Genomic DNA, 18,625 nt, shown 5'->3' on the forward strand with positions numbered 1-18,625 from the left:
TGACTCACCCCACCTTACAGGCCGACATTACGGCCCTGTTCAGGATGTCGTTCACCGTAGAAGTGCTCGAACATAGCTGGATCGGCTTGTCGACGCCTGACAGGATCGGGCCGATCACTGTGGCCCCGCCCATTTCCTGCATCAGCTTGACCGAGATCGAAGCAGAGTGCCGGGCCGGAACCACCAGGATATTGGCAGGGCCGGTCAGGCGGCAGAAGGGGTAACGCTCCATCACGTCCATGTTCAGCGCAACATCGACGGTCATTTCGCCGTCATACTCGAAATCCACCCCCCGTTCGTCCAGAACCTTGGCGGCTTGCTCCATCTTCTCTGCACGCTCTGACACCGGATAGCCAAAGTTCGAGAAACTGGCGAAGGCGACCCGAGGCACCAGCCCCAAAGCCCGCGCGACCGAGGCGGCGCGTTCGGCGATATCGGCAAGATCGTCTTTTTCCGGCCACTCATGCACCAGTGTATCAGCAATCAGCACCATGCGATTGCGATTCAGCACCGCCGTGATCCCGACCGCGCCGTCACCGGGTTCAGCGTCGAAGACATAGTTGATCAACGACAGCACATGCGCCGATTTGCGGGTGGCCCCGGTTACCATGCCGTCAGCGGCCCCATGCGCGACCATCAGAGAACTGAACACATGCCGGTCGCGGGAGGCCAGGATATGGCAATCGCGCTGGTCAAACCCTTTGCGCTGCAACCGGGCGTAAAGCGTGGCGGTATAGCTGGACAGGTTTTCGACAAGCCCGGCATTGGTGATCTCAATCTCTTCCATCGCTTCGGACATGCCGGCGGCGGTCAGCATGTCCTGGATTTGCTCGGGGCGGCCGACCACGATCGGATGGCCAAGACCCGAGCGTTTGAAGGCCACTGCCGCACGCACCACCCGTTCGTCATCGCCTTCGGCAAAGACGATCCGCGCCTGTTCCTGCCGGGCGCGGGCGTAAAGCGATTGCAGGATAGAGGCCGTCGGATCCAGCCTTTCCTTCAGCGCCTGCTCATACGCCTCCATATCAATGATCGGGCGGCGGGCGACGCCGGTATCCATCCCGGCCTTCGCGACAGCAGGGGGGATGGTGTGGATCAGGCGTGGGTCGAAGGGCGTGGGGATGATGTAATCCGGGCCAAAGGTCAGTTTGCGACCATAGGCCATCCCAACCTCATCCGGGACATCTTCACGCGCCAGCGCGGCCAGCGCCTCGGCACAGGCGATTTTCATCTCGTCGTTGATGGCGCGGGCATGCACATCCAGCGCGCCGCGAAACAGATAGGGAAAGCCCAGAACGTTGTTCACCTGATTGGGATAGTCGGACCGACCGGTCGCCACGATCACATCGTCGCGCACGGCGCGGGCCTCTTCCGGGGTGATTTCCGGGTCGGGATTGGCCATGGCGAATATCACCGGGTTGGGGGCCATACTGGCGACCATATCCGCCGTCACAGCCCCCTTGGCCGACACGCCAAGGAACACATCCGCGCCTTTCATCGCCTCTTCCAGGTCCCGCAGGTCCGTTTCAACTGCATGCGCCGATTTCCACTGGTTCATGCCTTCGGTCCGGCCGCGATAGATCACGCCCTTGGTATCGCAGACGATGCAGTTTTCGTGCTTTGCGCCCATGGATTTCAGTAGCTCGATACAAGCGATCCCCGCCGCCCCCGCGCCGTTCAGCACAATCCTGCAATCGCCGATGTCCTTGCCCGAGATGTGCAGCGCATTGATCAGACCCGCCGCGCAGATCACGGCGGTGCCATGCTGGTCGTCGTGAAAGACAGGGATGTCCATCTGCTCTTTCAGCGTCTGTTCAATGATGAAGCATTCGGGGGCCTTGATATCCTCAAGATTGATGCCGCCAAAGCTTGGACCCATCAGCTTGACCGCCTGAATGATCGCGTCAGGGTCTTCGGTGTCCAGTTCGATATCAATCGCATTCACATCGGCGAAGCGTTTGAACAGGGCGCATTTGCCCTCCATCACCGGCTTGGACGCCAGCGCACCAAGGTTTCCCAACCCCAGAATGGCCGATCCGTTAGAGACCACAGCGACCATGTTGCCCTTGGTCGTGTAATCATAAGCCATGCCGGGATTTTCAGCGATGGCTTCCACCGGCACCGCAACCCCGGGTGAATAGGCCAAAGACAAATCACGCTGCGTCGCCATGGGGACGGAGGCAGACACCTCCAACTTTCCCGGCGTTGGCTTCAGGTGATAGGCCAGCGCCTCATCGGGGGTAAATCTGCGCTTGCCGGTCATCTGTAGGCTCCTTCGTGTGGTCGGCTTACAGAATTGGCCGTGCTGCTGCGGAATGCAAGCACGTCAAAATTGATGATCGTCACTGCCACGACATCAACCTTTGGTAGCATCTTCCGTATTCAGTAATTCTATAAGGGAATTGAAACCATGATCGGCACATCATTCGAAGTCAAAGTTGACCGCGTTGTAGACGGTGATACCGTCCGCGTCTTTTTACCAGGGGATAACAGCCGCAGTGAAAGCCTGCGCATTCTGTCGCTTGATACCGAAGAGGTGAACGCCGGTACCAAGCCGGTGACCCCATTAGGTCGCGCGGCATCTGCGCGTGCAAAAGAACTGATGTCACCGGGTGATACCGTCAAGGTGATCCTGCCCGGAACCGAGCCGCTTGATCAGGCCCTTGTCAAATACCGGGGCAACTTTGGCCGACTTCTGACATATATCGAATTGCCGGACGGCACCGATTTTCAGGAAACCATGATACGCGAGGGCATGAGCCCCTATTTCATGAAATACGGCTATGCCAATTTCGGACCGATGCATGAACGGTACGTTGCAGCCGAAAGAAACGCGCAGAGGGCGTTCAAGGGTATTTGGGATCAGATCGGCAACAACGGTTCGGAAATGCGGAATTATGCCGCGCTTTCGACATGGTGGGATCTTCGGGGCCGGATCATCGAGGGATATCGCGAAATCAAGCGGCGTACGCCTGAAGCGAACCTTTACAATACCCGGCTTGACTATGACAAACTGGTTGAGCTTGCCCGGGCCAGAAAAGAAGCGACGGTATTCATGGAGTTGCGAAGCTTTACCCCAACAAGCGGCGACCATGTTCTGTTCAACACCGGATCGCTTGAGCAGCCCTATCAACTGTTTGTTCCGAATGGAAACACCGGCGGTGGTGAGGAAATCATGCGATTGTTGCTCAGCCGCTATGTTGCGGAGGGCGAGGATAAGCCGCGTCGATCCTATGCTTATGTGACCGGGCCGACAAAGATGTTCCCTGATGATGAAACGGGCCGTCCGGAAATCATTGTCACAGACCCTGAACAGATCAGCGACTGGCCTGATCTTGCAATACAGCGCGCGGTTTCCACCATTTCCGGACCGGTTACGGCCTAAGCCAACGGATCGCGCCCTCGGCGGCCAGGCGACCTGTTGCCAGACATGTGGTGATCAGAAAGCCGCCGGTGGGTGCCTCCCAGTCCAGCATTTCACCGGCAATGAACGTGCCGGGACGGTCTTGCAGCATCAGGTGATCGTCAAGGGTGTCGAACGGCAGGCCACCTGCGGTTGAGATCGCCTCGTCCAGTGGGCGGGGCCGGGTCAGCCGCAGGGGTAGATTTTTGATCCGATGCGCCAGTTCACCGGGCGGCGGCAGAGTCGGGCCGATACCCTCGCGCAGCAGTGCGGCCTTTGCGCCGCTCAGTCCGGCGCGTTTGCGCAGGTGATTGGTGGCCGAGGTTTTGCCGCGCGGGGCGGCCAGTTTCTGCGCCAGCGCGGCTGCATCGGTATCGGGCAACAGATCGAGGGTCAGGGTCGTGCCCTGATCCGTCATTGCCCCGTACAATTCGCGGGACAGGGCATAGATCACGCTGCCCTCCAGACCGTTGCGGCTAATGACAAATTCGCCCAGCAGGCTTGTGGTCCCGGCGGACAGGCGAACTTGTTTGACCGGAGCGCCGAAATGGCGGGCCATGTGGTCGGACCAGTCTACCTCGAACCCCATATTGGCCGGGTGCAAAGGGATGCTGGGCAGATGTGCGGTCCAGGCACCGTCGGACCCCAGTTTGGACCAGCTTGCGCCACCAAGGGCAAGGACAAGGGCCTTGGGCTGGGTGGCAACGATCCCCTCAGGCGTAGAGAACAGACATTCATTGCCCTCCCACCCCTGCCAAGCCCACCGGGTTTTCAGCTCCACACCTTGGGCGTTGAGCCTTTCCAGCCAAGCGCGCAACAGGGGGGAGGCTTTCATCACCTTTGGAAAAACCCGCCGCGACGACCCCGTGAACAGGCTTTGGCCCAGCCCTTCGGCCCATTGGCGCACCTCCGAAGGGCCAAAGGCAGAAAGGGCATTGCGAAGGTGCGGGGATTGCGGCGTGATGGCGGCCTGCGCCCCTGCATGGTCGGTGTCATAGGTCAGGTTCAGGCCCGATTTTCCTGCCATCAGAAACTTGCGCCCGGGGCTGGGCATCTTGTCCGCCAGCAGGACGCGATGACCTGCGGCAGAGATAACCTCAGCCGCCATCAGCCCGGCGGGGCCTGTACCTATGACGATGATTTCCGGGATGTTGGACATGCTGGGTGTTCTATGGGGCCGAATGTGTGTCTGCAACGATGATGCGTGAAGCGGAGCGCGCCGCCTAAGCCGGCTGCCCGGGCGGTGCCGTTTGAAAAGGTCTGGTCAGCCTTCCTAGGCCGACACGATATTTACGCTTGCAAGACGCGCGTCCTGTTCCGCCCAGTGGGTCATGTTCAGCACCCCGCCGTCACGCCGCACCTCGTGCACGGACTCCAGATCGACATCGGCCATGACCCAGCCGGGCGCGTTCAACTCCCCATGCGCGATCACGCCCGTTCCCGGAAACCCCCGGTCCGGCGGGCCATAGATTGCAGCGGCCCCTGTGTTCTGATCCACCGGCGGGCACCATGGCGCAGGGCCAACCGTGGGTGAATGCACGGTGATGCACTGCCCCTCCAACGCGCGGGCCATGGCCCCGATGCGCACGCGGGAATAGCCTGCCATTGCCTCGGTACAGGAGGGGCACAGGATAATTTCGGCCCCTGCATCGACCAGTGCGCGCCCGATCAAGGGGAACTCACTGTCATAGCAGATTGCGATGCCGATCTTGCCCAGCGGGGTATCGAACAAGTTCAAGGCATCCCCCGGGGCAATATCCCAAGGGTCACGTTCATACCGGGTCATGATCAGCTTATCCTGCACCCCGATCAGCCCTTGTGGCCCATAAAATCGCGCCTGATTGGTTGGCCTGCCCTCAAGCCCGGCTGGCACCGAAGCGCCCAGAATATAGACGTCATGCTGCGCGGCCAGTTTCGTATGCAGCGCATCCACATCATCCAGCCGTCGCGCAACAGCCCGCAGGCACCCGTCCAGATCGCCTGCCACCTCGGGCCCGTCCAGCATCGCAAGTTCCAGCGAGCCATATTCTGGAAAGACAAGCAGATCGGCCTCGGCCGCGCGGGCAACCCAGTCAGAAAGCTTGGCTTCATAAGCTGCCCAATCGGGCAAGGGATCCATAGGATAGGCGGCGGTGGCGATTTTCATGTCAGCTCCCTGATCCAGAATTGCAGGTTCTTGGTGGTCTCAGCAGAGTCCCCGACATCGCGCCAGGAAAACTGCGCCGTAACACCGGGTAGCTTTGCATACCCGCGTTTCGTCCAAAAGCCATCAAGCGGCTGATACTCCGCTGGTTTGGCAGGATGCCCAGCGCGGTCGACGGCGCAAAACGTGGAATAGCGAAATCCCAGCTTTCGCGCATGCGCTTCCCTGTGGTCGAAAAAGGCATGACCAAGACCCTGCCCGCGATAGGCAGGTTTCAGCACCGATTCCGCGCAATAGAACACCTGATCCAGCGAATAGTCCCGTTCCAGAAACGGTTTTGCGAAATCATCCGCATGATCGGCCAGAGGGGTGCCGGTGGCCGCACCGATCAGCACATCCCCGTCGAAAGCGCCAACCACCAGCGCCTGCGGACTGTCGAGGTAAGCGCGAAGGTAATCACGCTCATAATCCATGTCGCCGTCATAAAGGTAGGGAAAGGCGCGAAACACCTCGATCCGCAGGCGCGCCACATCCTCCAGCATTGTAGCCAGTGCGTCGCCGGTCAGATCCCGGACGGCTATTGTCATGCACCGACCTGTGCCAGCCAGTCCTGCAGGTTGTAATAGGTAGTAATGCGCGCGATCTGCCCGTCGCGAATGTCGAAGAAACTTCCGGCGGGCAGGGTATAGGTCTGACCGGTCGCGGGCGGCAGCCCTTCATCCGTCGACAGGTATTCACCATGCACCACAAACTCGGCCGAGGCGCGGGCGCCGTCATCCGAGACCATCACGACAATATCCGAAAGCCGTTCTTTGTAGCATGTCGTCATATGCGCATTGAATTCCGCAAAGGCAGCGCGGCCAGTCCGCACCCCGCCCTGATTGACGTGATGCGCGACATCATCCGTTACCAAACCCTCCATCCCCGCAGTATCTGCGGCATTGAAGGCAGCGAAATAGGCGTTGATCAGAGCGTTGGTGTCCATGGCAGGTCCTTAACAGTGCTTTGCCCGCATATCGGAGACGGCCCGCTTAATCAATTCCTCCAAAATGGTCATATCCAACCGGCTGGCCTACCACATGAAAAGCCTTCACTGCGCTGTTCTGCCCAAGACCTGCGGTTCAGCAGCGACGCGTTTCGAAGCATGAAGGAGAATCTTCTGGTGATAAGTCTTTTTCTGTCGTTTTGTTGGTAGCCTTGGTGTTTGATCCCTGATTGAACAGGCTTAGCGAAACATTCTTTGCGGATCACAATGCAGAATCAGGATCGTATCATTGTCGGGTGGCGTGAATGGGTTCAGCTGCCCCAGACCAAAGGCCGGGCCTTCCGGGCCAAGGTTGATACAGGGGCAAAGACGTCAGCACTGCATGCGCATGATCTGCAGATCATCGAGGATGACGAGGGCCAATTGGCCCAGTTCCAAACACGCGGCCGGAAAGGCTGGGTTCCGGCACCACTTTTCCCGGTTTGCGCAATTCGCGACATCCGAAGCTCAAATGGCGGAATGGAACAGCGGCCCGTTATCAAGCTGGACCTGCAGATTGGCCCACATTGCTGGCCAATTGAGGTCACGCTTACCGACCGATCTGACATGCAGTATGATATGCTGATTGGACGTGAGGCATTGTCGGGCCGTGTCCTGGTCCAACCCGAGAAATCCTATCTGATCGGAAAGAGGCCGCAGCCATGAGAATCGCTCTGATGTGCCGCAACGCGGAGCTCTACTCGCACCGCCGTCTGGTGGAGGCGGCAGAAAGCCGCGGCCACGACATTCAGATCATCAATCACATGCGATGCTATATCGACATCGCCTCGGACCGTCCCGCCCTGATCTACGAGGGTGAACGGCTGACCGGTTTCGATGCGGTCATCCCGCGGATCGGTGCTTCGGTCACGCATTTTGGGACCGCAGTTCTGCGGCAGTTCGAGATGATGGGGGTCTATGCCCTGAATGAAAGCGTTGCCATCTCGCGGTCACGGGACAAATTGCGCTCTCTGCAATTGCTGTCGCGCCGAAGTGTCGGGATGCCTGCGACTGTATTTGCGCACCGGTCCTCTGATCCATCCGCACTGCTGGATATCATCGGCGGCGCGCCCGCGATCATCAAACTGCTGGAAGGCACGCAAGGAAAGGGTGTCGTTCTGGGTGAAAGCAAGAAAACGGCGGAAAGCATCATTCAGGCGTTTTCGGCGCTAAACGCTCAGTTCATTGTGCAAAGCTTCGTTAAGGAAGCGAACGGAGAGGATATCCGTTGTATTGTCATTGGCGACAGGGTGGTCGCCTCTATGAAACGCAAAGGGGCGGAAGATGATTTTCGCTCGAACCTGCATCAGGGCGGTTCTGCCGAACCGGTGAAGATCACCCCGAAAGAGCGCGCCACTGCCGTGAAGGCAGCCAAGGTCATGGGGCTGAATTTCTGTGGTGTTGATATGCTGCGCGCCACCGATGGCCCGGCGGTGATGGAAGTGAACTCCTCACCCGGGCTGGAGGGCGTGGAACGCGCAACGCAAACAGATGTAGCCGGACGCGTCATCGCATATCTAGAGAAGGTCGCGCGCCCGCATGGAAACCGGACGCGCGGGAAGGGTTAAAGCGCAGCCAACAGCGACTCGCCCGCAGTCAGATCGCACATGCCGGGATTGTCTTCGATGTTCAGGTGGATGACCTTGTTGCCTTCAACAGCCATCGAAAAACGCTTGGTGCGATGCAGAAGGCCAACCTGCGGTGCCGAGAACTCCATATCAATCGCGCGGGTAAATTCGCTGGCCGCATCGCCCAGCATGTGAATCCCGGCGGCATTGGCGCCAGAGCGTTCGCCCCAGGCATGCATGACGAATGGGTCATTGACCGAGATGCAGCAGATCGAGGTAACACCCTTTTCCGCGAACGCATCCTTTGTGCGGATAAAACTGGGTAGATGCTGCGCATCGCAGGTGCCGGTAAAGGCACCCGGCAGGCCAAAGATGACCGTACGCGGGCTGCCCAGAACGCTGGACAATTGCAGGGCTTCCGGACCCTCTGCACCGAAACGATAAACCGTCGTATCAGGAAGTGTGTCGCCAACTGCGATAACCATGATGTCCTCCACCTCGTGTTGTGATCTCTTCTTTCCTCGATATAGGGTGCGGCTGCGCTTTGACAGGGGGCGCGGTGGATTTTGTGAGGACGGGTATGCGGATTATTGGCGGGACATATAAGGGAACGGCACTGGCTTCGGTCGGCGCTGGCGACGAAGCCGCACGGCTGCGCCCGACCTCTGACCGGGTGCGGGAAAGCCTGTTTAACCTGCTGACGCACGGAGATTACCCACCCATAAAGGGCGCGCGGGTGCTGGATCTGTTTGCAGGCACAGGTGCACTGGGCCTTGAGGCGCTAAGCCGTGGGGCGGAACGGGTGCTCTTCGTCGACGAAGGCACGAAGGCCCGCGCCCTGATCCGCAGCAATATCGACCGGCTACGGGTGATCGGGCAGACAAAGCTGTATCGCCGCGATGCAACCCGGCTGGGCGTGAACAGAGCCGCCCCTTATGACCTGATCTTTCTGGACCCGCCTTATGGCAAAGTGCTGGGCGAACGTGCGCTGACCTCTGCCCAAGATGGCGGCTGGATCGCCGACAACGCACTTGTGGTCTGGGAAGAAGGGGCAGAGGTCTCGCCGCCCGATTGGCTGCACCTGCAAGACCAGCGAAGCTATGGCGATACAACGATATCAGTGCTTACCAGATGATGGCTTGAGACTGCAGCCGCAAAAAACTTTCAAAAAAATTTTTGCCCATGTCGAAAACAGCGGTCGGCTGACGTCCTTGGGGTATAACCACCGCAACAAAGAAGGAGCTTTCCGGTGTTTACTGTTACCCCTATCTACGCACTTGCCGTCGCTGCAATCTATCTGATCCTGTGGTTCCGCGTCAGCGCGGCCCGATCCTCGAACGGTATCTCTATTGGTGATGGCGGCAATCCAGAACTGACCCTGCGTATCCGGCAGCATGGAAATTGCGCGGAATGGTGCAGTTTTGTGCTGATCCTGATGATCCTTGCCGAAGGCATGGGCGCACCGGCGATGTATCTGCATATTTCCGGTGGTCTGCTTTTGCTGGGCCGCATTGCGCATCCGTTCGGCCTTAAGGCGGACAATGCCGGGCACCCGCTGCGCTATGTTGGCAACGGCACTAATATCCTTGCCTCCATTAATGCCATGGTGTGCCTTGGGATCAACATCCTCGGTCTCTGATCTTCCCTAAAACAAAGGAATCCACGACATGAAATATATGCTGCTGATCTACAATGATCCCACCCGTGAACCGGCCTATGGCACGCCTCAGTTCGACGAAATGATGGCCGGTTTCTTTGCCGCCAACGAACAGATGAAGGCGGACGGCGTTCTGTGCGATGGCGAAGGGCTGAAAGGGATTGAAACAGCGACCTCGCTGCGGATCACATCCGGCAAGGTCGAAACCATGGACGGCCCCTTTGCCGAAACGCGCGAACATCTTGGTGGCTACTATGTCGTTGATGTGCCGGACCTGGATGCGGCCCTGAAATATGCCGCTCTGATCCCGTCAGCGAAATACGGAACGATCGAGGTGCGTCCGCTGATGGACTATAACCCGGCCGGTTGATGCAATGACCGGTGCCGCCCCCAGTGCGATTGCGGTTGGCAAGACCGTTGATACGGTGATGCGCCGCGATAGGGGGCGGCTGCTGGCCGGGCTGATTGCCCGGCTGGGCGACTTTCAGATCGCCGAAGATGCCCTGCAGGAGGCGATGGTCTCTGCCCTGGGTCATTGGGGACGGTCCGGTGTGCCGCATTCGCCGACCGGTTGGCTGATGAAAGTGGCATTGAACAAGGGCATTGATCGTTTGCGCTCCGGCAGCCGCAACGCGCGAAAACTAAACGATTTTGCGCCTTTGCAGTCACCGGAGGCGCAGGAAGATGACACCGAAGAGATCGCGGATGAGCGCCTGCGCCTGATCTTTGCCTGTTGCCACCCCGCGCTTGAGGAAAAATCCCGCGTCGCCCTGACCCTGCGCAGCGTCTGCAATCTGACAACGCGAGAAATTGCGGATGCGTTTCTGGATAACGAACCAACGATGGGCCAGCGATTGTCGCGGGCGAAATCCAAGATCAAGGCCAAGGGCATCGGGTTTTCGATCCCTGAGACAGAGCAATGGGGCGACCGGCTGGGCACGGTTCTGTCAACGGTGTATCTGATCTTCACCACAGGCTATGTGACCGATGACAGCGGTCCCCGGGATCTGTGTCAGGAGGCGCTGTTTTTGGCCAGTCTGCTGCAACATCTGCGCCCGGATGACCCCGAGATTGAGGGGTTGCTGGCCCTGCTGCAACTGACCGAGGCCCGGCGGGCTGCCCGGATTGGCCCCGATGGCGCAACCGTACCGATAGAGGAACAAGACCCGGTAACTTGGGATCAGACCCTGCTGCAAAGCGCGCGCGATCTGCTGGAAACCGCGGTCGCACGGCACCAGCCCGGCCCCTATCAAATCAAGGCCGCAATCGCCGATTGCCATATGGCGCAGCCGGAACCGGACTGGCGGCAGATGTCCTTTCTCTATCAATCTCTTTGGCATCACGAACCAACAGCCGTTGTTGCGCTGAACTGGGCTGTCGTGCTGCTTGAAACAGGCCATGCGGAAACTGCGCTTGCCAGGATCAACACCCTTGGCAAGGAATTACAGGACTTTCAGCCCTGGTTTGCCGCAAGGGCCAGCGCGCTGGCCCGGCTGGGCCGCCAGACCGAAGCCGCAGCGGCCTATCAACAAGCCATTGCGAGTGCACCGAATGCTGCGAACCGTGCATTGCTGGAAAAGCGACTGAAAATGATCGAGGTTAGTCAAACATAACCACCTTGGTCTCGTTCAAGCCCAGCGCACGATAAAAGGCAATTCCCTCATCGTTGTCAGCCTCGGTCGCGACCCAAAAGGCACCGTAGCCAAGGTTCGCTCCCCAATCCTTAACGGCGTTCAAAAGCCATGTCGCGATACCCTGCCGCTGCCACGCAGGGCTGGTGCCAAGGTTTTCCAGACATAGATCGGGGGCCTGATCAGGATGATGGGTCAGAATACCGCGCGCTTGTGCAACGACCAGATTATCTGCGAGGGCAACAAACATGACCTGATTGGGCGCTTTCAGATAGTCCGCCAGGCGATCCTGATCGATGGGGTCATCAAAGACATCTTCGGCAATATTGGACAGAAGATGCGCGTTATCCGTTGTCACTTTGATAATCTCAACCATCGTAGATTTCCTTATGACCGATCTTCTGGCGTCTGATCCTGCCTTGAGTTAACAGACTTGTCATGACGCCAACAGAAACCCTTTCCCATGTTTTCGGCTTTGACAGCTTCCGCCCCGGGCAGGAAGAGATTGTCGATGCCGTGATGGACGGGCAGGACGTGCTGGCGATCATGCCGACCGGCGGCGGCAAATCGCTGTGTTTTCAACTGCCCGCGCTTTGTCGGGAGGGGGTAACTCTGGTCGTGTCCCCGCTGATCGCATTGATGCGGGATCAGGTGCGGGCCCTGACCGAAGCCGGTGTAGAGGCCGGGGCGCTGACCTCGGCCAATACGGCGGAAGAAACCGATGCCATTTTCGACCGGTTGCAGCAGGGGCGGCTCAGGCTCTTGTATATGGCGCCGGAGCGGTTGGGCCGCGAGGGTACAGCGCGGATGCTGGCCCGGGCCAATATCACCATGATCGCTGTGGACGAGGCGCATTGTGTCAGTCAATGGGGGCATGACTTCCGGCCCGATTACCTTGAAATTGGCAAGCTGCGCCAGCGTCTGAACTGTCAGATCTCGGCCTTTACCGCGACGGCTGACCCCGAAACGCAGCAGGAAATCATCGCCCGGCTGTTTCCGGCCCCGCCTCAAACCTTTCTGCGCGGCTTTGACCGGCCAAATCTGAAGCTTGCCTTTCAACCAAAGAACAACCCGCGCCGTCAGCTTTTGGCCTTTGCCGAGGCCCATCGCGGCCAATCAGGGATCGTCTATTGCGCCTCGCGCGCACGGACAGAAACACTGGCCAATGCACTGATCGCTGAGGGGCATTCCGCACTGGCATATCACGCCGGGATGGAGCCAGACGCCCGCCGTCTGGCCGAAACCCGCTTCCAGCAAGAGGATGGGTTGATCGTTTGTGCCACCATCGCCTTTGGCATGGGTGTGGATAAACCGGATATCCGCTATGTCCTGCACGCTGATTTGCCCAAATCCATCGAGGCATATTATCAGGAAATCGGACGTGCCGGCCGCGATGGCGACCCTGCCGATACGCTGACGCTTTATGGTGCCGATGACATCCGCCTGCGCCGCGCCCAGATTGACGAGGGGTTGGCCCCTGTCGAACGCAAACAGGCCGATCATGCGCGGCTGAACGCCCTTTTGGGTCTGGCCGAAAGCCCGGTCTGCCGCCGCACCCCTTTGCTGCGCTATTTCGGGGAGGCTGACCCGCCGCCCTGCGGCAATTGCGATATCTGTGAAAATGCGCCGGAAACCTTTGACGCACGCGAGGCTGCACAAAAGGTGTTCTCTGCCGCGCTGCGCACCGGAGAATGGTTTGGTGCGGGGCATCTGATCGACATTCTGCGCGGCACGCATACGGACAAAGTCAAGCAGCGCAGCCATGATCAGTTGCCCACCTTTGGCGTCGGTCAGGAATATTCCAAAGGCGAATGGCAGGCAATCATACGCCAGTTGATGGGCCTCGATCTGCTGCGTCCCGACCCTGAACGCCATGGCGGGTTGCGCCTGACAGAAAACGCCCGGCCCCTGCTGCGGGGAGAGGTGGAACTGACCCTGCGCAAGGATGTGGTGACAAAAGCCGCCACAATGGGACGGCCCGCTGCCCCTGCCATGGTCGGGGAAGAGGATGAACCCCTGCTCGCCGCCTTGAAATCCCGCCGCCGTGCGCTGGCCGAACAGCAAAAGGTCCCGGCCTATGTGATCTTCCCGGACCGCACGCTGATCGAACTGGCCACCCACCGCCCACAAACGCTGGATCAGATGCGCGGCATCTCTGGCATCGGTGACAAAAAGCTGGAGCGATACGGGGCCACCTTTCTTGAGATCATCACCAACGAGGCTCCGGCCCCACAACACCCGGCTCGCCGCAAACTGACCGGCCGCGCCGAAGGCACGCTTTATGACCGGCTGGAGGAAGCGCAAGCGCGTTTGGTGCGCGGCGAAAACGGCCTCGCCCCTTTCCTGAGCTGCAACAAAACCACCCTCGCCCGCATCGCCACCGACCGCCCCACTACCCCTGCAGAGATCGAGCAGATCCCCGGCATGGGCCCACAAAAGGCAGCCCGCTTTGCGGAGGCGTTTCTGAATGTCCTGCAAGAGACGGTGGATTAGGGCCAAGCCTTCGATGCCCACACTCGAAGCCAGGCCTTAGAACAAATCCGAAGGCCGCGGTGCTGCGACAGGACAAGATACGCCATTCTGAGCAACCAAACCCCAGCTATCCCTTGAACCCCCCGCGCGCCAGGTCTATGCCAGTGTCCTGAATGGCGACGGCGTGGGAGCATACCGATGGCTCAGGAAGACCCGCAAATTCTGGTTTCGACCGACTGGCTGGAGGCGCATCTGGGTGCCCCGGATGTCCGGGTGCTGGATGCCAGTTGGTATTTGCCGCAGATGAACCGCAATGCGAAGGCCGAGTATGATGCGGCCCATATCCCCGGCGCGCGGTTCTTTGATATTGATGAGATTTCGGACACCAACTCTACCCTGCCGCATATGGCACCGCCGGTTGAGAAGTTTATCTCGCGCATGCGGGCGATGGGCATCGGCGATGGGCACCGGGTGATTGTCTATGACGGGGCCGGGATCATGTCAGCCCCGCGCGTCTGGTGGTTGTTCCGGCATTTTGGCAAGCGCGACGTTGCCGTGCTGGATGGTGGCCTTCCAAAATGGAAGGCCGAGGGGCGGCCGCTGGAGGATATGGCCCCCGTGCTGCGCGACCGCCATTTCACCGCGCATCGTGACGCCAGTCTGGTCAAAGATGTGACCGAGGTCGCCTCGGCCACCAAGCTGGGCGATTACCAGATTATTGACGCCCGTTCCGCCGCACGGTTCCGCGGCGAGGTTGAGGAACCGCGCGAAGGGTTGCGACGCGGGCGTATTCCGGGCTCAAAAAATGTCGCGTTCACGGATCTTCTGGCCAAGAACGGTACGATGAAACCGGTGGATGATCTGCGCGCCATTTTTGAAGCCGCTGGCGTTGATCTATCGAAACCCGCAATCACCTCCTGCGGGTCGGGCATCACTGCCGCCGTCCTGTCGCTGGCGCTGGAACAGACCGGCCACCGTCAACACGCGCTTTATGACGGGTCCTGGGCGGAATGGGGCATGTATGGTGATCTGAAGGTAGAGACCGGATGACCATGCTGCCCGCAGGATCAGAGATTGACTTCACCACCACCTGGCTGGAGATGGACGCACGCCCGTCTTTTGATCGTCCGTCAATGCCGCCCGGTCCGCCTTCGGCGCTGATCCAGGCGGGGCATCCGCCGGTCTGGTATTTCCTGAGCCTCTATCGTGCGGTCGGGGCCGAATATGAATGGACCGATATGCTGGCCGTGCCCGACGAAGAGCACGCCGCACGCCTGGCCCATCCCGACGTGACCCTTTACACGCTGATGCGGGATGGCTGGCCTGCCGGATTCTTCCTGCTGGATGGCCGGGACAAGGGCATTTGCGATCTGGCCTATTTCGGACTGGTGCCCGACGCAATTGGCCAGGGGCTGGGCAGATACCTGCTGCACACCGCAATTCATCTGGGCTGGGATCGAAACCCGGACAAGATGACCATTAACACCTGCACGCTGGATCATCCGCGCGCGTTGCAGATGTACCAAAAGGCCGGGTTTGTCCCGGTCAGACAAGAAACCCGGAAACGCGTGCTGACCAGCCCGCGCCCGGCCAACGGAGCCTGAGGCCATGCTAAACCGCCTGACACCGCAACCTGCCGACAAAATCGTCGAACTGATGGGCCTGTACCGGGAGGACCCACGGACGGATAAGGTTGATCTTGGCGTCGGTGTCTACAAGGACAGCGAGGGCAAGACCCCGGTGATGCGCGCCGTCAAGGCTGCAGAGGCCCGCCTGCTGCAATCGCAGGACAGCAAGTCCTATGTCGGTTTGCTAGGCGATCTGGGCTATGTCGATGCGATGCGTGATCTGATTCTGGGCGACGCTGTTGACCCCGCGCGCATCGCCGGGGCGCAAACCCCCGGCGGCACCGGTGCGATCCGGCAACTTCTGGAACTGACCAAACTGGCCAACCCAGAGGCGCGCGTCTGGTATTCTGACCCCACATGGCCCAACCATCCGGCCATCGTGAAATACGTTGGTCTGTCCACAGGCACCTATCGCTATCTGGATGAAGCCACCTGCGAAGTGGATTTCGACGCCATGCTTGCTGACCTGCAGGGTGTGGCCAAGGATGATCTGGTGATCCTGCATGGCTGCTGTCACAACCCCACAGGTGCCAACCTGACCCTGGATCAGTGGCAACAGGTGGCCGAGGTTCTGAAAGCCAAAGAGGCAACAGCGCTGATCGACATTGCGTATCAGGGCTTTGGCGAAGGGCTGGACGAAGACGCAGCGCCGACCCGGTTGCTGGCCTCTACCCTGCCGCAGGTGCTGATTGCCGCCAGTTGTTCCAAGAATTTCGGCCTCTATCGTGACCGCGTTGGCGTGGCCTTTGCCATTGCCCCGGATACGGACGCGCAGGCGCTGGCCAAGGGGGCGCTGGCCTCGCTGAACCGGCTGAATTTCTCGTTCCCGCCGGATCATGGTGCCAAGGTGGTTGAGATCATTCTGAAAGACCCAGAGTTGCGCGCCGACTGGCAGGCCGAACTGGAAGAGATGCGTACCCGGATGCTGGCGCTGCGCGATGGTCTGGCCGATGCGTTGAAGCGCGAGACAAACTCTGACCGGTTCGAGTTTTTCCGCCGCCATCGCGGCATGTTCTCTCGTCTTGGGCTGACGCCCGAGCAGGTGCTGAAGCTGCGCAATGAGAACGGCATCTACATGGTCGGGGACAGCCGCCTGAACGTCGCCGGGTTGCCCGATGACGGTCTGGATGCGCTGGCCAAGGCAATCGCTCAGGCCTGAGGATGACGGATATTCCTTTCATCAGCACCGAGGCCGTTGAAAACCGGCTGACCTGGCCGGAGATGGTCGCAGCCCTGGAGCAGGGACATAAAGCGGCCAAGCCGCTGTTGCGCGACCAGTTGTTGCGCCGCGACGGCAACAGCCTGTTGTCGCGCTGCGCCTGGATTGCCGGTCAGGGCATGGCGGTCAAGACGGTCAGCGTGATGCCCGACAATGCGTCGCTGGGTCTGCCTTCGGTGCAGGGTGCTTTGACTTTGTTCGAAGATGCCACCGGCACGGTGCAGGCCGTGATCGACGGCGCACTGGTCACGCGCTGGAAAACTGCCGCTGACAGCCTGCTGGGCGCAAAGCTGCTGGCTCGCCCGGATGCAGCGAAAGTGCTTATCGTGGGCACCGGCACGATTGGGTGCACGATGGCCGAAGGGTACCGGGCGCTTTGGCCGGATTGCGAAATCTCCATCTGGAACCGGACCCCGGCAAAGGCAGCGGATGTGGCCAAAAGCCTGAACGCTGTCCCTGTCAGTGATCTGGAAACTGCGGTGGGTGCTGCAGACATCATCACAGTCGCGACGATGTCCTCTGACCCTGTGGTTCTGGGAAAATGGCTGCGCCCGGGCCAGCATCTGGACCTGATCGGGGCCTTCAAGCCAGACATGCGCGAAGCCGATGATGACGCCTTGCGGCGCGCCCGCATCTTTGTGGATTGCTTTGAAACCACACTGGAAGATATCGGCGAGCTGAAAATCCCCCTTGATGCCGGTGTGATCCGCCGCGAGGATGTTCTGGCCGACTTTTACGATCTGGCGAAAGGGGCCTCAGGCCGCAAATCGCCGGACGATATCACTCTGTTCAAGAATGGCGGCGGGGCGCATCTGGATTTGATGACCGCAAAAGCAATTCTTAAGGCATGGCAAGCAGGCTAGGCTTCGCCGCGCTGGCATCCAGAATAGCCAATTCAGATGGGCTTCATAAGCCCGGACAAAAGAAACCGCCTGCCAATAGGGCTTGGCAGGCGGCTCTTGGTCCAGCCCGGAACCTGCCCGGGCCAGCCTCCCTGAGGCTTAGTTCCGGAACTCTGGATAGGCCTCCATACCAAGTTCCGCCATGTCCAGACCTGTGACCTCATCCTCTTCGCTGACGCAGATGCCCATCGCAAGTTGCGAGCCGCCGTTGAACCCGAACCACCCCATCCACAGGATAAAGGTCCCAAGTGTCGCCAGCGGCATGCTCGATCCCAGGATCGGCACAACCTGCCGTTGACATATTTTCCTTTGCGCGGTCCCAGCAAAATGGCCCCAGCCAAGGCAGCAGCACTACCAGCGGCATGCACCAGCGTCGATCCGGCAAAGTCCGAGAAATCCATACGGTCAAGCCAGCCTTCGCCCCATTCCCAGGACGCTTCGATCGGATAGATGATGCCTGTCAGCACAACCGTAAAGATCAGGAACGGCCACAGTTTAATCCGCTCGGCCAGCGTTCCGGACACGATGGAGGCCGTGGTTGCGCAAAACATCAACTGAAAGAAGAAGTCCGACCCGGCAGAATATCCGTCAGCTACATCTGCCCCATCCTTGATGGTCTTCAGCCCAAGGGAGCCGATGACCCCGTCAATCATCCAGCCGCCGCTGCCCGGATACATCAGGTTATAGCCGACCAGCATGAACATCGGCGCCGCCAAGGCAAACAGGGCGACGTTCTTGGTCAGCTGGATCGTCACATTCTTGGACCGCACCAGACCGGCCTCAAGCATGGCAAAGCCCGCCGCCATCCACATCACCAGAACGCCGCCGATCAGAAACAGCAGCGTATTGAAGATGTAAGAGACATCCTCCATCGTCATTTCCGGCGGTGCTTCGGCCTCCTGGGCCATCGCCGGGGCGGCCAGCAGTAAGGTTATCGCGCCAAGGCCGGTAATTCGTTTCAAACTGAGCATGTTCTTT

Annotated in this window: 19 protein-coding genes and 1 pseudogene; 12 read left to right on the forward strand and 8 right to left on the reverse strand. The window is 59.7% G+C overall.

All coding sequences use genetic code 11. From position 1 onward, the window contains the following. Nucleotides 1-4: 4 nt before the first annotated feature. On the reverse strand, nt 5-2,263 hold the full coding sequence (locus ACW9UQ_RS03690) for an NADP-dependent malic enzyme (protein WP_458929647.1): 2,259 nt from the start codon (nt 2,261-2,263) through the stop codon (nt 5-7). Between the two features lie 147 nt (nt 2,264-2,410). On the opposite strand from ACW9UQ_RS03690, the gene ACW9UQ_RS03695 reads away from it, so the two are divergent. Next, nucleotides 2,411-3,385 carry a thermonuclease family protein gene (locus tag ACW9UQ_RS03695; protein ID WP_458929648.1) on the forward strand — a complete coding sequence of 325 codons (975 nt, stop codon included), beginning with the start codon at nt 2,411-2,413 and terminating at the stop codon, nt 3,383-3,385. Here ACW9UQ_RS03695 and ACW9UQ_RS03700 read toward each other — a convergent pair. The 4 genes from ACW9UQ_RS03700 to ACW9UQ_RS03715 all read right to left on the reverse strand — a co-directional run bounded on the left by ACW9UQ_RS03700 (nt 3,375) and on the right by ACW9UQ_RS03715 (nt 6,531). Further along, nucleotides 3,375-4,562 (reverse strand): TIGR03862 family flavoprotein, encoded by a 1,188-nt coding sequence (locus ACW9UQ_RS03700; protein ID WP_458929649.1) that lies wholly within the window; start codon nt 4,560-4,562, stop codon nt 3,375-3,377. The two genes, ACW9UQ_RS03695 and ACW9UQ_RS03700, sit on opposite strands and share 11 nt — an antisense overlap. Before the next feature lie 114 nt (nt 4,563-4,676). After that, the gene (locus ACW9UQ_RS03705) at nt 4,677-5,549 is read right to left on the reverse strand and encodes a carbon-nitrogen hydrolase family protein (protein WP_458929650.1); all 873 of its coding nucleotides are present in this window, start codon (nt 5,547-5,549) and stop codon (nt 4,677-4,679) included. Then, nucleotides 5,546-6,133, reverse strand: coding sequence for a GNAT family N-acetyltransferase (locus ACW9UQ_RS03710; protein ID WP_458929651.1), 588 nt, complete (start codon nt 6,131-6,133; stop codon nt 5,546-5,548). Before ACW9UQ_RS03710 ends, ACW9UQ_RS03705 begins: the two co-directional genes overlap by 4 nt. Then, complete coding sequence (locus ACW9UQ_RS03715) at nt 6,130-6,531, reverse strand: ketosteroid isomerase-related protein (RefSeq protein ID WP_458929652.1); 402 nt, start codon at nt 6,529-6,531, stop codon at nt 6,130-6,132. The genes ACW9UQ_RS03710 and ACW9UQ_RS03715 overlap by 4 nt, the downstream gene beginning before the upstream one ends. A gap of 267 nt (nt 6,532-6,798) precedes the next feature. On the opposite strand from ACW9UQ_RS03715, the gene ACW9UQ_RS03720 reads away from it, so the two are divergent. Both ACW9UQ_RS03720 and rimK read left to right on the forward strand, forming a co-directional pair. Then, nucleotides 6,799-7,236: an ATP-dependent zinc protease family protein gene (locus tag ACW9UQ_RS03720; RefSeq protein ID WP_458929653.1), complete on the forward strand. Its 438-nt coding sequence runs from the start codon at nt 6,799-6,801 to the stop codon at nt 7,234-7,236. Continuing rightward, nucleotides 7,233-8,138, forward strand: coding sequence for a 30S ribosomal protein S6--L-glutamate ligase (rimK, locus tag ACW9UQ_RS03725; protein WP_458929654.1), 906 nt, complete (start codon nt 7,233-7,235; stop codon nt 8,136-8,138). Before ACW9UQ_RS03720 ends, rimK begins: the two co-directional genes overlap by 4 nt. Here rimK and ACW9UQ_RS03730 read toward each other — a convergent pair. After that, complete coding sequence (locus ACW9UQ_RS03730; protein WP_458929655.1) at nt 8,135-8,623, reverse strand: redoxin family protein; 489 nt, start codon at nt 8,621-8,623, stop codon at nt 8,135-8,137. The genes rimK and ACW9UQ_RS03730 overlap by 4 nt on opposite strands. A 95-nt stretch (nt 8,624-8,718) precedes the next feature. Between ACW9UQ_RS03730 and rsmD the strand changes: the two genes are divergently transcribed. From rsmD to ACW9UQ_RS03750, 4 genes are all read left to right on the forward strand, one after another. After that, complete coding sequence (gene rsmD / locus ACW9UQ_RS03735) at nt 8,719-9,273, forward strand: 16S rRNA (guanine(966)-N(2))-methyltransferase RsmD (protein ID WP_458929656.1); 555 nt, start codon at nt 8,719-8,721, stop codon at nt 9,271-9,273. A gap of 114 nt (nt 9,274-9,387) precedes the next feature. After that, complete coding sequence (locus tag ACW9UQ_RS03740; RefSeq protein WP_458929657.1) at nt 9,388-9,777, forward strand: MAPEG family protein; 390 nt, start codon at nt 9,388-9,390, stop codon at nt 9,775-9,777. A gap of 28 nt (nt 9,778-9,805) precedes the next feature. After that, nucleotides 9,806-10,165 carry a YciI family protein gene (locus ACW9UQ_RS03745; RefSeq protein ID WP_458929658.1) on the forward strand — a complete coding sequence of 120 codons (360 nt, stop codon included), beginning with the start codon at nt 9,806-9,808 and terminating at the stop codon, nt 10,163-10,165. Nucleotides 10,166-10,169: 4 nt separating this feature from the next. Further along, nucleotides 10,170-11,408 (forward strand): RNA polymerase sigma factor, encoded by a 1,239-nt coding sequence (locus ACW9UQ_RS03750; RefSeq protein WP_458929659.1) that lies wholly within the window; start codon nt 10,170-10,172, stop codon nt 11,406-11,408. Here ACW9UQ_RS03750 and ACW9UQ_RS03755 read toward each other — a convergent pair. After that, nucleotides 11,395-11,802, reverse strand: a complete 408-nt coding sequence (locus tag ACW9UQ_RS03755; protein ID WP_458929660.1) for a GNAT family N-acetyltransferase — start codon at nt 11,800-11,802, stop codon at nt 11,395-11,397. The two genes, ACW9UQ_RS03750 and ACW9UQ_RS03755, sit on opposite strands and share 14 nt — an antisense overlap. 62 nt (nt 11,803-11,864) lie before the next feature. Between ACW9UQ_RS03755 and recQ the strand changes: the two genes are divergently transcribed. The 5 genes from recQ to ACW9UQ_RS03780 all read left to right on the forward strand — a co-directional run bounded on the left by recQ (nt 11,865) and on the right by ACW9UQ_RS03780 (nt 17,608). After that, nucleotides 11,865-13,919 (forward strand): DNA helicase RecQ, encoded by a 2,055-nt coding sequence (gene recQ, locus ACW9UQ_RS03760; RefSeq protein ID WP_458929661.1) that lies wholly within the window; start codon nt 11,865-11,867, stop codon nt 13,917-13,919. 177 nt (nt 13,920-14,096) lie between these two features. Next, nucleotides 14,097-14,948: a 3-mercaptopyruvate sulfurtransferase gene (gene sseA / locus ACW9UQ_RS03765; protein ID WP_458929662.1), complete on the forward strand. Its 852-nt coding sequence runs from the start codon at nt 14,097-14,099 to the stop codon at nt 14,946-14,948. Further along, complete coding sequence (locus ACW9UQ_RS03770) at nt 14,945-15,502, forward strand: GNAT family N-acetyltransferase (protein ID WP_458929663.1); 558 nt, start codon at nt 14,945-14,947, stop codon at nt 15,500-15,502. The genes sseA and ACW9UQ_RS03770 overlap by 4 nt, the downstream gene beginning before the upstream one ends. Before the next feature lie 4 nt (nt 15,503-15,506). Next, a complete protein-coding gene (locus ACW9UQ_RS03775) occupies nt 15,507-16,685 on the forward strand; it encodes an amino acid aminotransferase (RefSeq protein WP_458929664.1) in 1,179 nt (392 codons plus the stop codon). Nucleotides 16,686-16,687: 2 nt separating this feature from the next. Further along, complete coding sequence (locus ACW9UQ_RS03780) at nt 16,688-17,608, forward strand: ornithine cyclodeaminase family protein (RefSeq protein ID WP_458929665.1); 921 nt, start codon at nt 16,688-16,690, stop codon at nt 17,606-17,608. A 222-nt stretch (nt 17,609-17,830) separates the two neighbouring features. On the opposite strand, the pseudogene ACW9UQ_RS03785 reads toward ACW9UQ_RS03780, so the two are convergent. Further along, nucleotides 17,831-18,618: pseudogene (locus tag ACW9UQ_RS03785) on the reverse strand (ammonium transporter family protein); the annotation flags it as partial. Nucleotides 18,619-18,625: the final 7 nt, after the last annotated feature.

The sequence above is a fragment of the Halovulum sp. GXIMD14793 genome, from assembly GCF_054457435.1.

What these genes read in the sequence shown, in the direction of transcription:
- ACW9UQ_RS03780 (WP_458929665.1), top strand. Translation starts at nt 16,688, where the DNA reads ATGACGGATATTCCTTTCATCAGCACCGAGGCCGTTGAAAACCGGCTG.
- ACW9UQ_RS03720 (WP_458929653.1), top strand. Translation starts at nt 6,799, where the DNA reads ATGCAGAATCAGGATCGTATCATTGTCGGGTGGCGTGAATGGGTTCAG.
- sseA (WP_458929662.1), top strand. Translation starts at nt 14,097, where the DNA reads ATGGCTCAGGAAGACCCGCAAATTCTGGTTTCGACCGACTGGCTGGAG.
- ACW9UQ_RS03710 (WP_458929651.1), bottom strand. Translation starts at nt 6,133, where the DNA reads ATGACAATAGCCGTCCGGGATCTGACCGGCGACGCACTGGCTACAATG.
- ACW9UQ_RS03755 (WP_458929660.1), bottom strand. Translation starts at nt 11,802, where the DNA reads ATGGTTGAGATTATCAAAGTGACAACGGATAACGCGCATCTTCTGTCC.
- ACW9UQ_RS03715 (WP_458929652.1), bottom strand. Translation starts at nt 6,531, where the DNA reads ATGGACACCAACGCTCTGATCAACGCCTATTTCGCTGCCTTCAATGCC.
- ACW9UQ_RS03750 (WP_458929659.1), top strand. Translation starts at nt 10,170, where the DNA reads ATGACCGGTGCCGCCCCCAGTGCGATTGCGGTTGGCAAGACCGTTGAT.
- rsmD (WP_458929656.1), top strand. Translation starts at nt 8,719, where the DNA reads ATGCGGATTATTGGCGGGACATATAAGGGAACGGCACTGGCTTCGGTC.
- ACW9UQ_RS03700 (WP_458929649.1), bottom strand. Translation starts at nt 4,562, where the DNA reads ATGTCCAACATCCCGGAAATCATCGTCATAGGTACAGGCCCCGCCGGG.
- rimK (WP_458929654.1), top strand. Translation starts at nt 7,233, where the DNA reads ATGAGAATCGCTCTGATGTGCCGCAACGCGGAGCTCTACTCGCACCGC.
- ACW9UQ_RS03730 (WP_458929655.1), bottom strand. Translation starts at nt 8,623, where the DNA reads ATGGTTATCGCAGTTGGCGACACACTTCCTGATACGACGGTTTATCGT.
- ACW9UQ_RS03770 (WP_458929663.1), top strand. Translation starts at nt 14,945, where the DNA reads ATGACCATGCTGCCCGCAGGATCAGAGATTGACTTCACCACCACCTGG.
- ACW9UQ_RS03690 (WP_458929647.1), bottom strand. Translation starts at nt 2,263, where the DNA reads ATGACCGGCAAGCGCAGATTTACCCCCGATGAGGCGCTGGCCTATCAC.
- ACW9UQ_RS03775 (WP_458929664.1), top strand. Translation starts at nt 15,507, where the DNA reads ATGCTAAACCGCCTGACACCGCAACCTGCCGACAAAATCGTCGAACTG.
- recQ (WP_458929661.1), top strand. Translation starts at nt 11,865, where the DNA reads ATGACGCCAACAGAAACCCTTTCCCATGTTTTCGGCTTTGACAGCTTC.
- ACW9UQ_RS03745 (WP_458929658.1), top strand. Translation starts at nt 9,806, where the DNA reads ATGAAATATATGCTGCTGATCTACAATGATCCCACCCGTGAACCGGCC.
- ACW9UQ_RS03705 (WP_458929650.1), bottom strand. Translation starts at nt 5,549, where the DNA reads ATGAAAATCGCCACCGCCGCCTATCCTATGGATCCCTTGCCCGATTGG.
- ACW9UQ_RS03695 (WP_458929648.1), top strand. Translation starts at nt 2,411, where the DNA reads ATGATCGGCACATCATTCGAAGTCAAAGTTGACCGCGTTGTAGACGGT.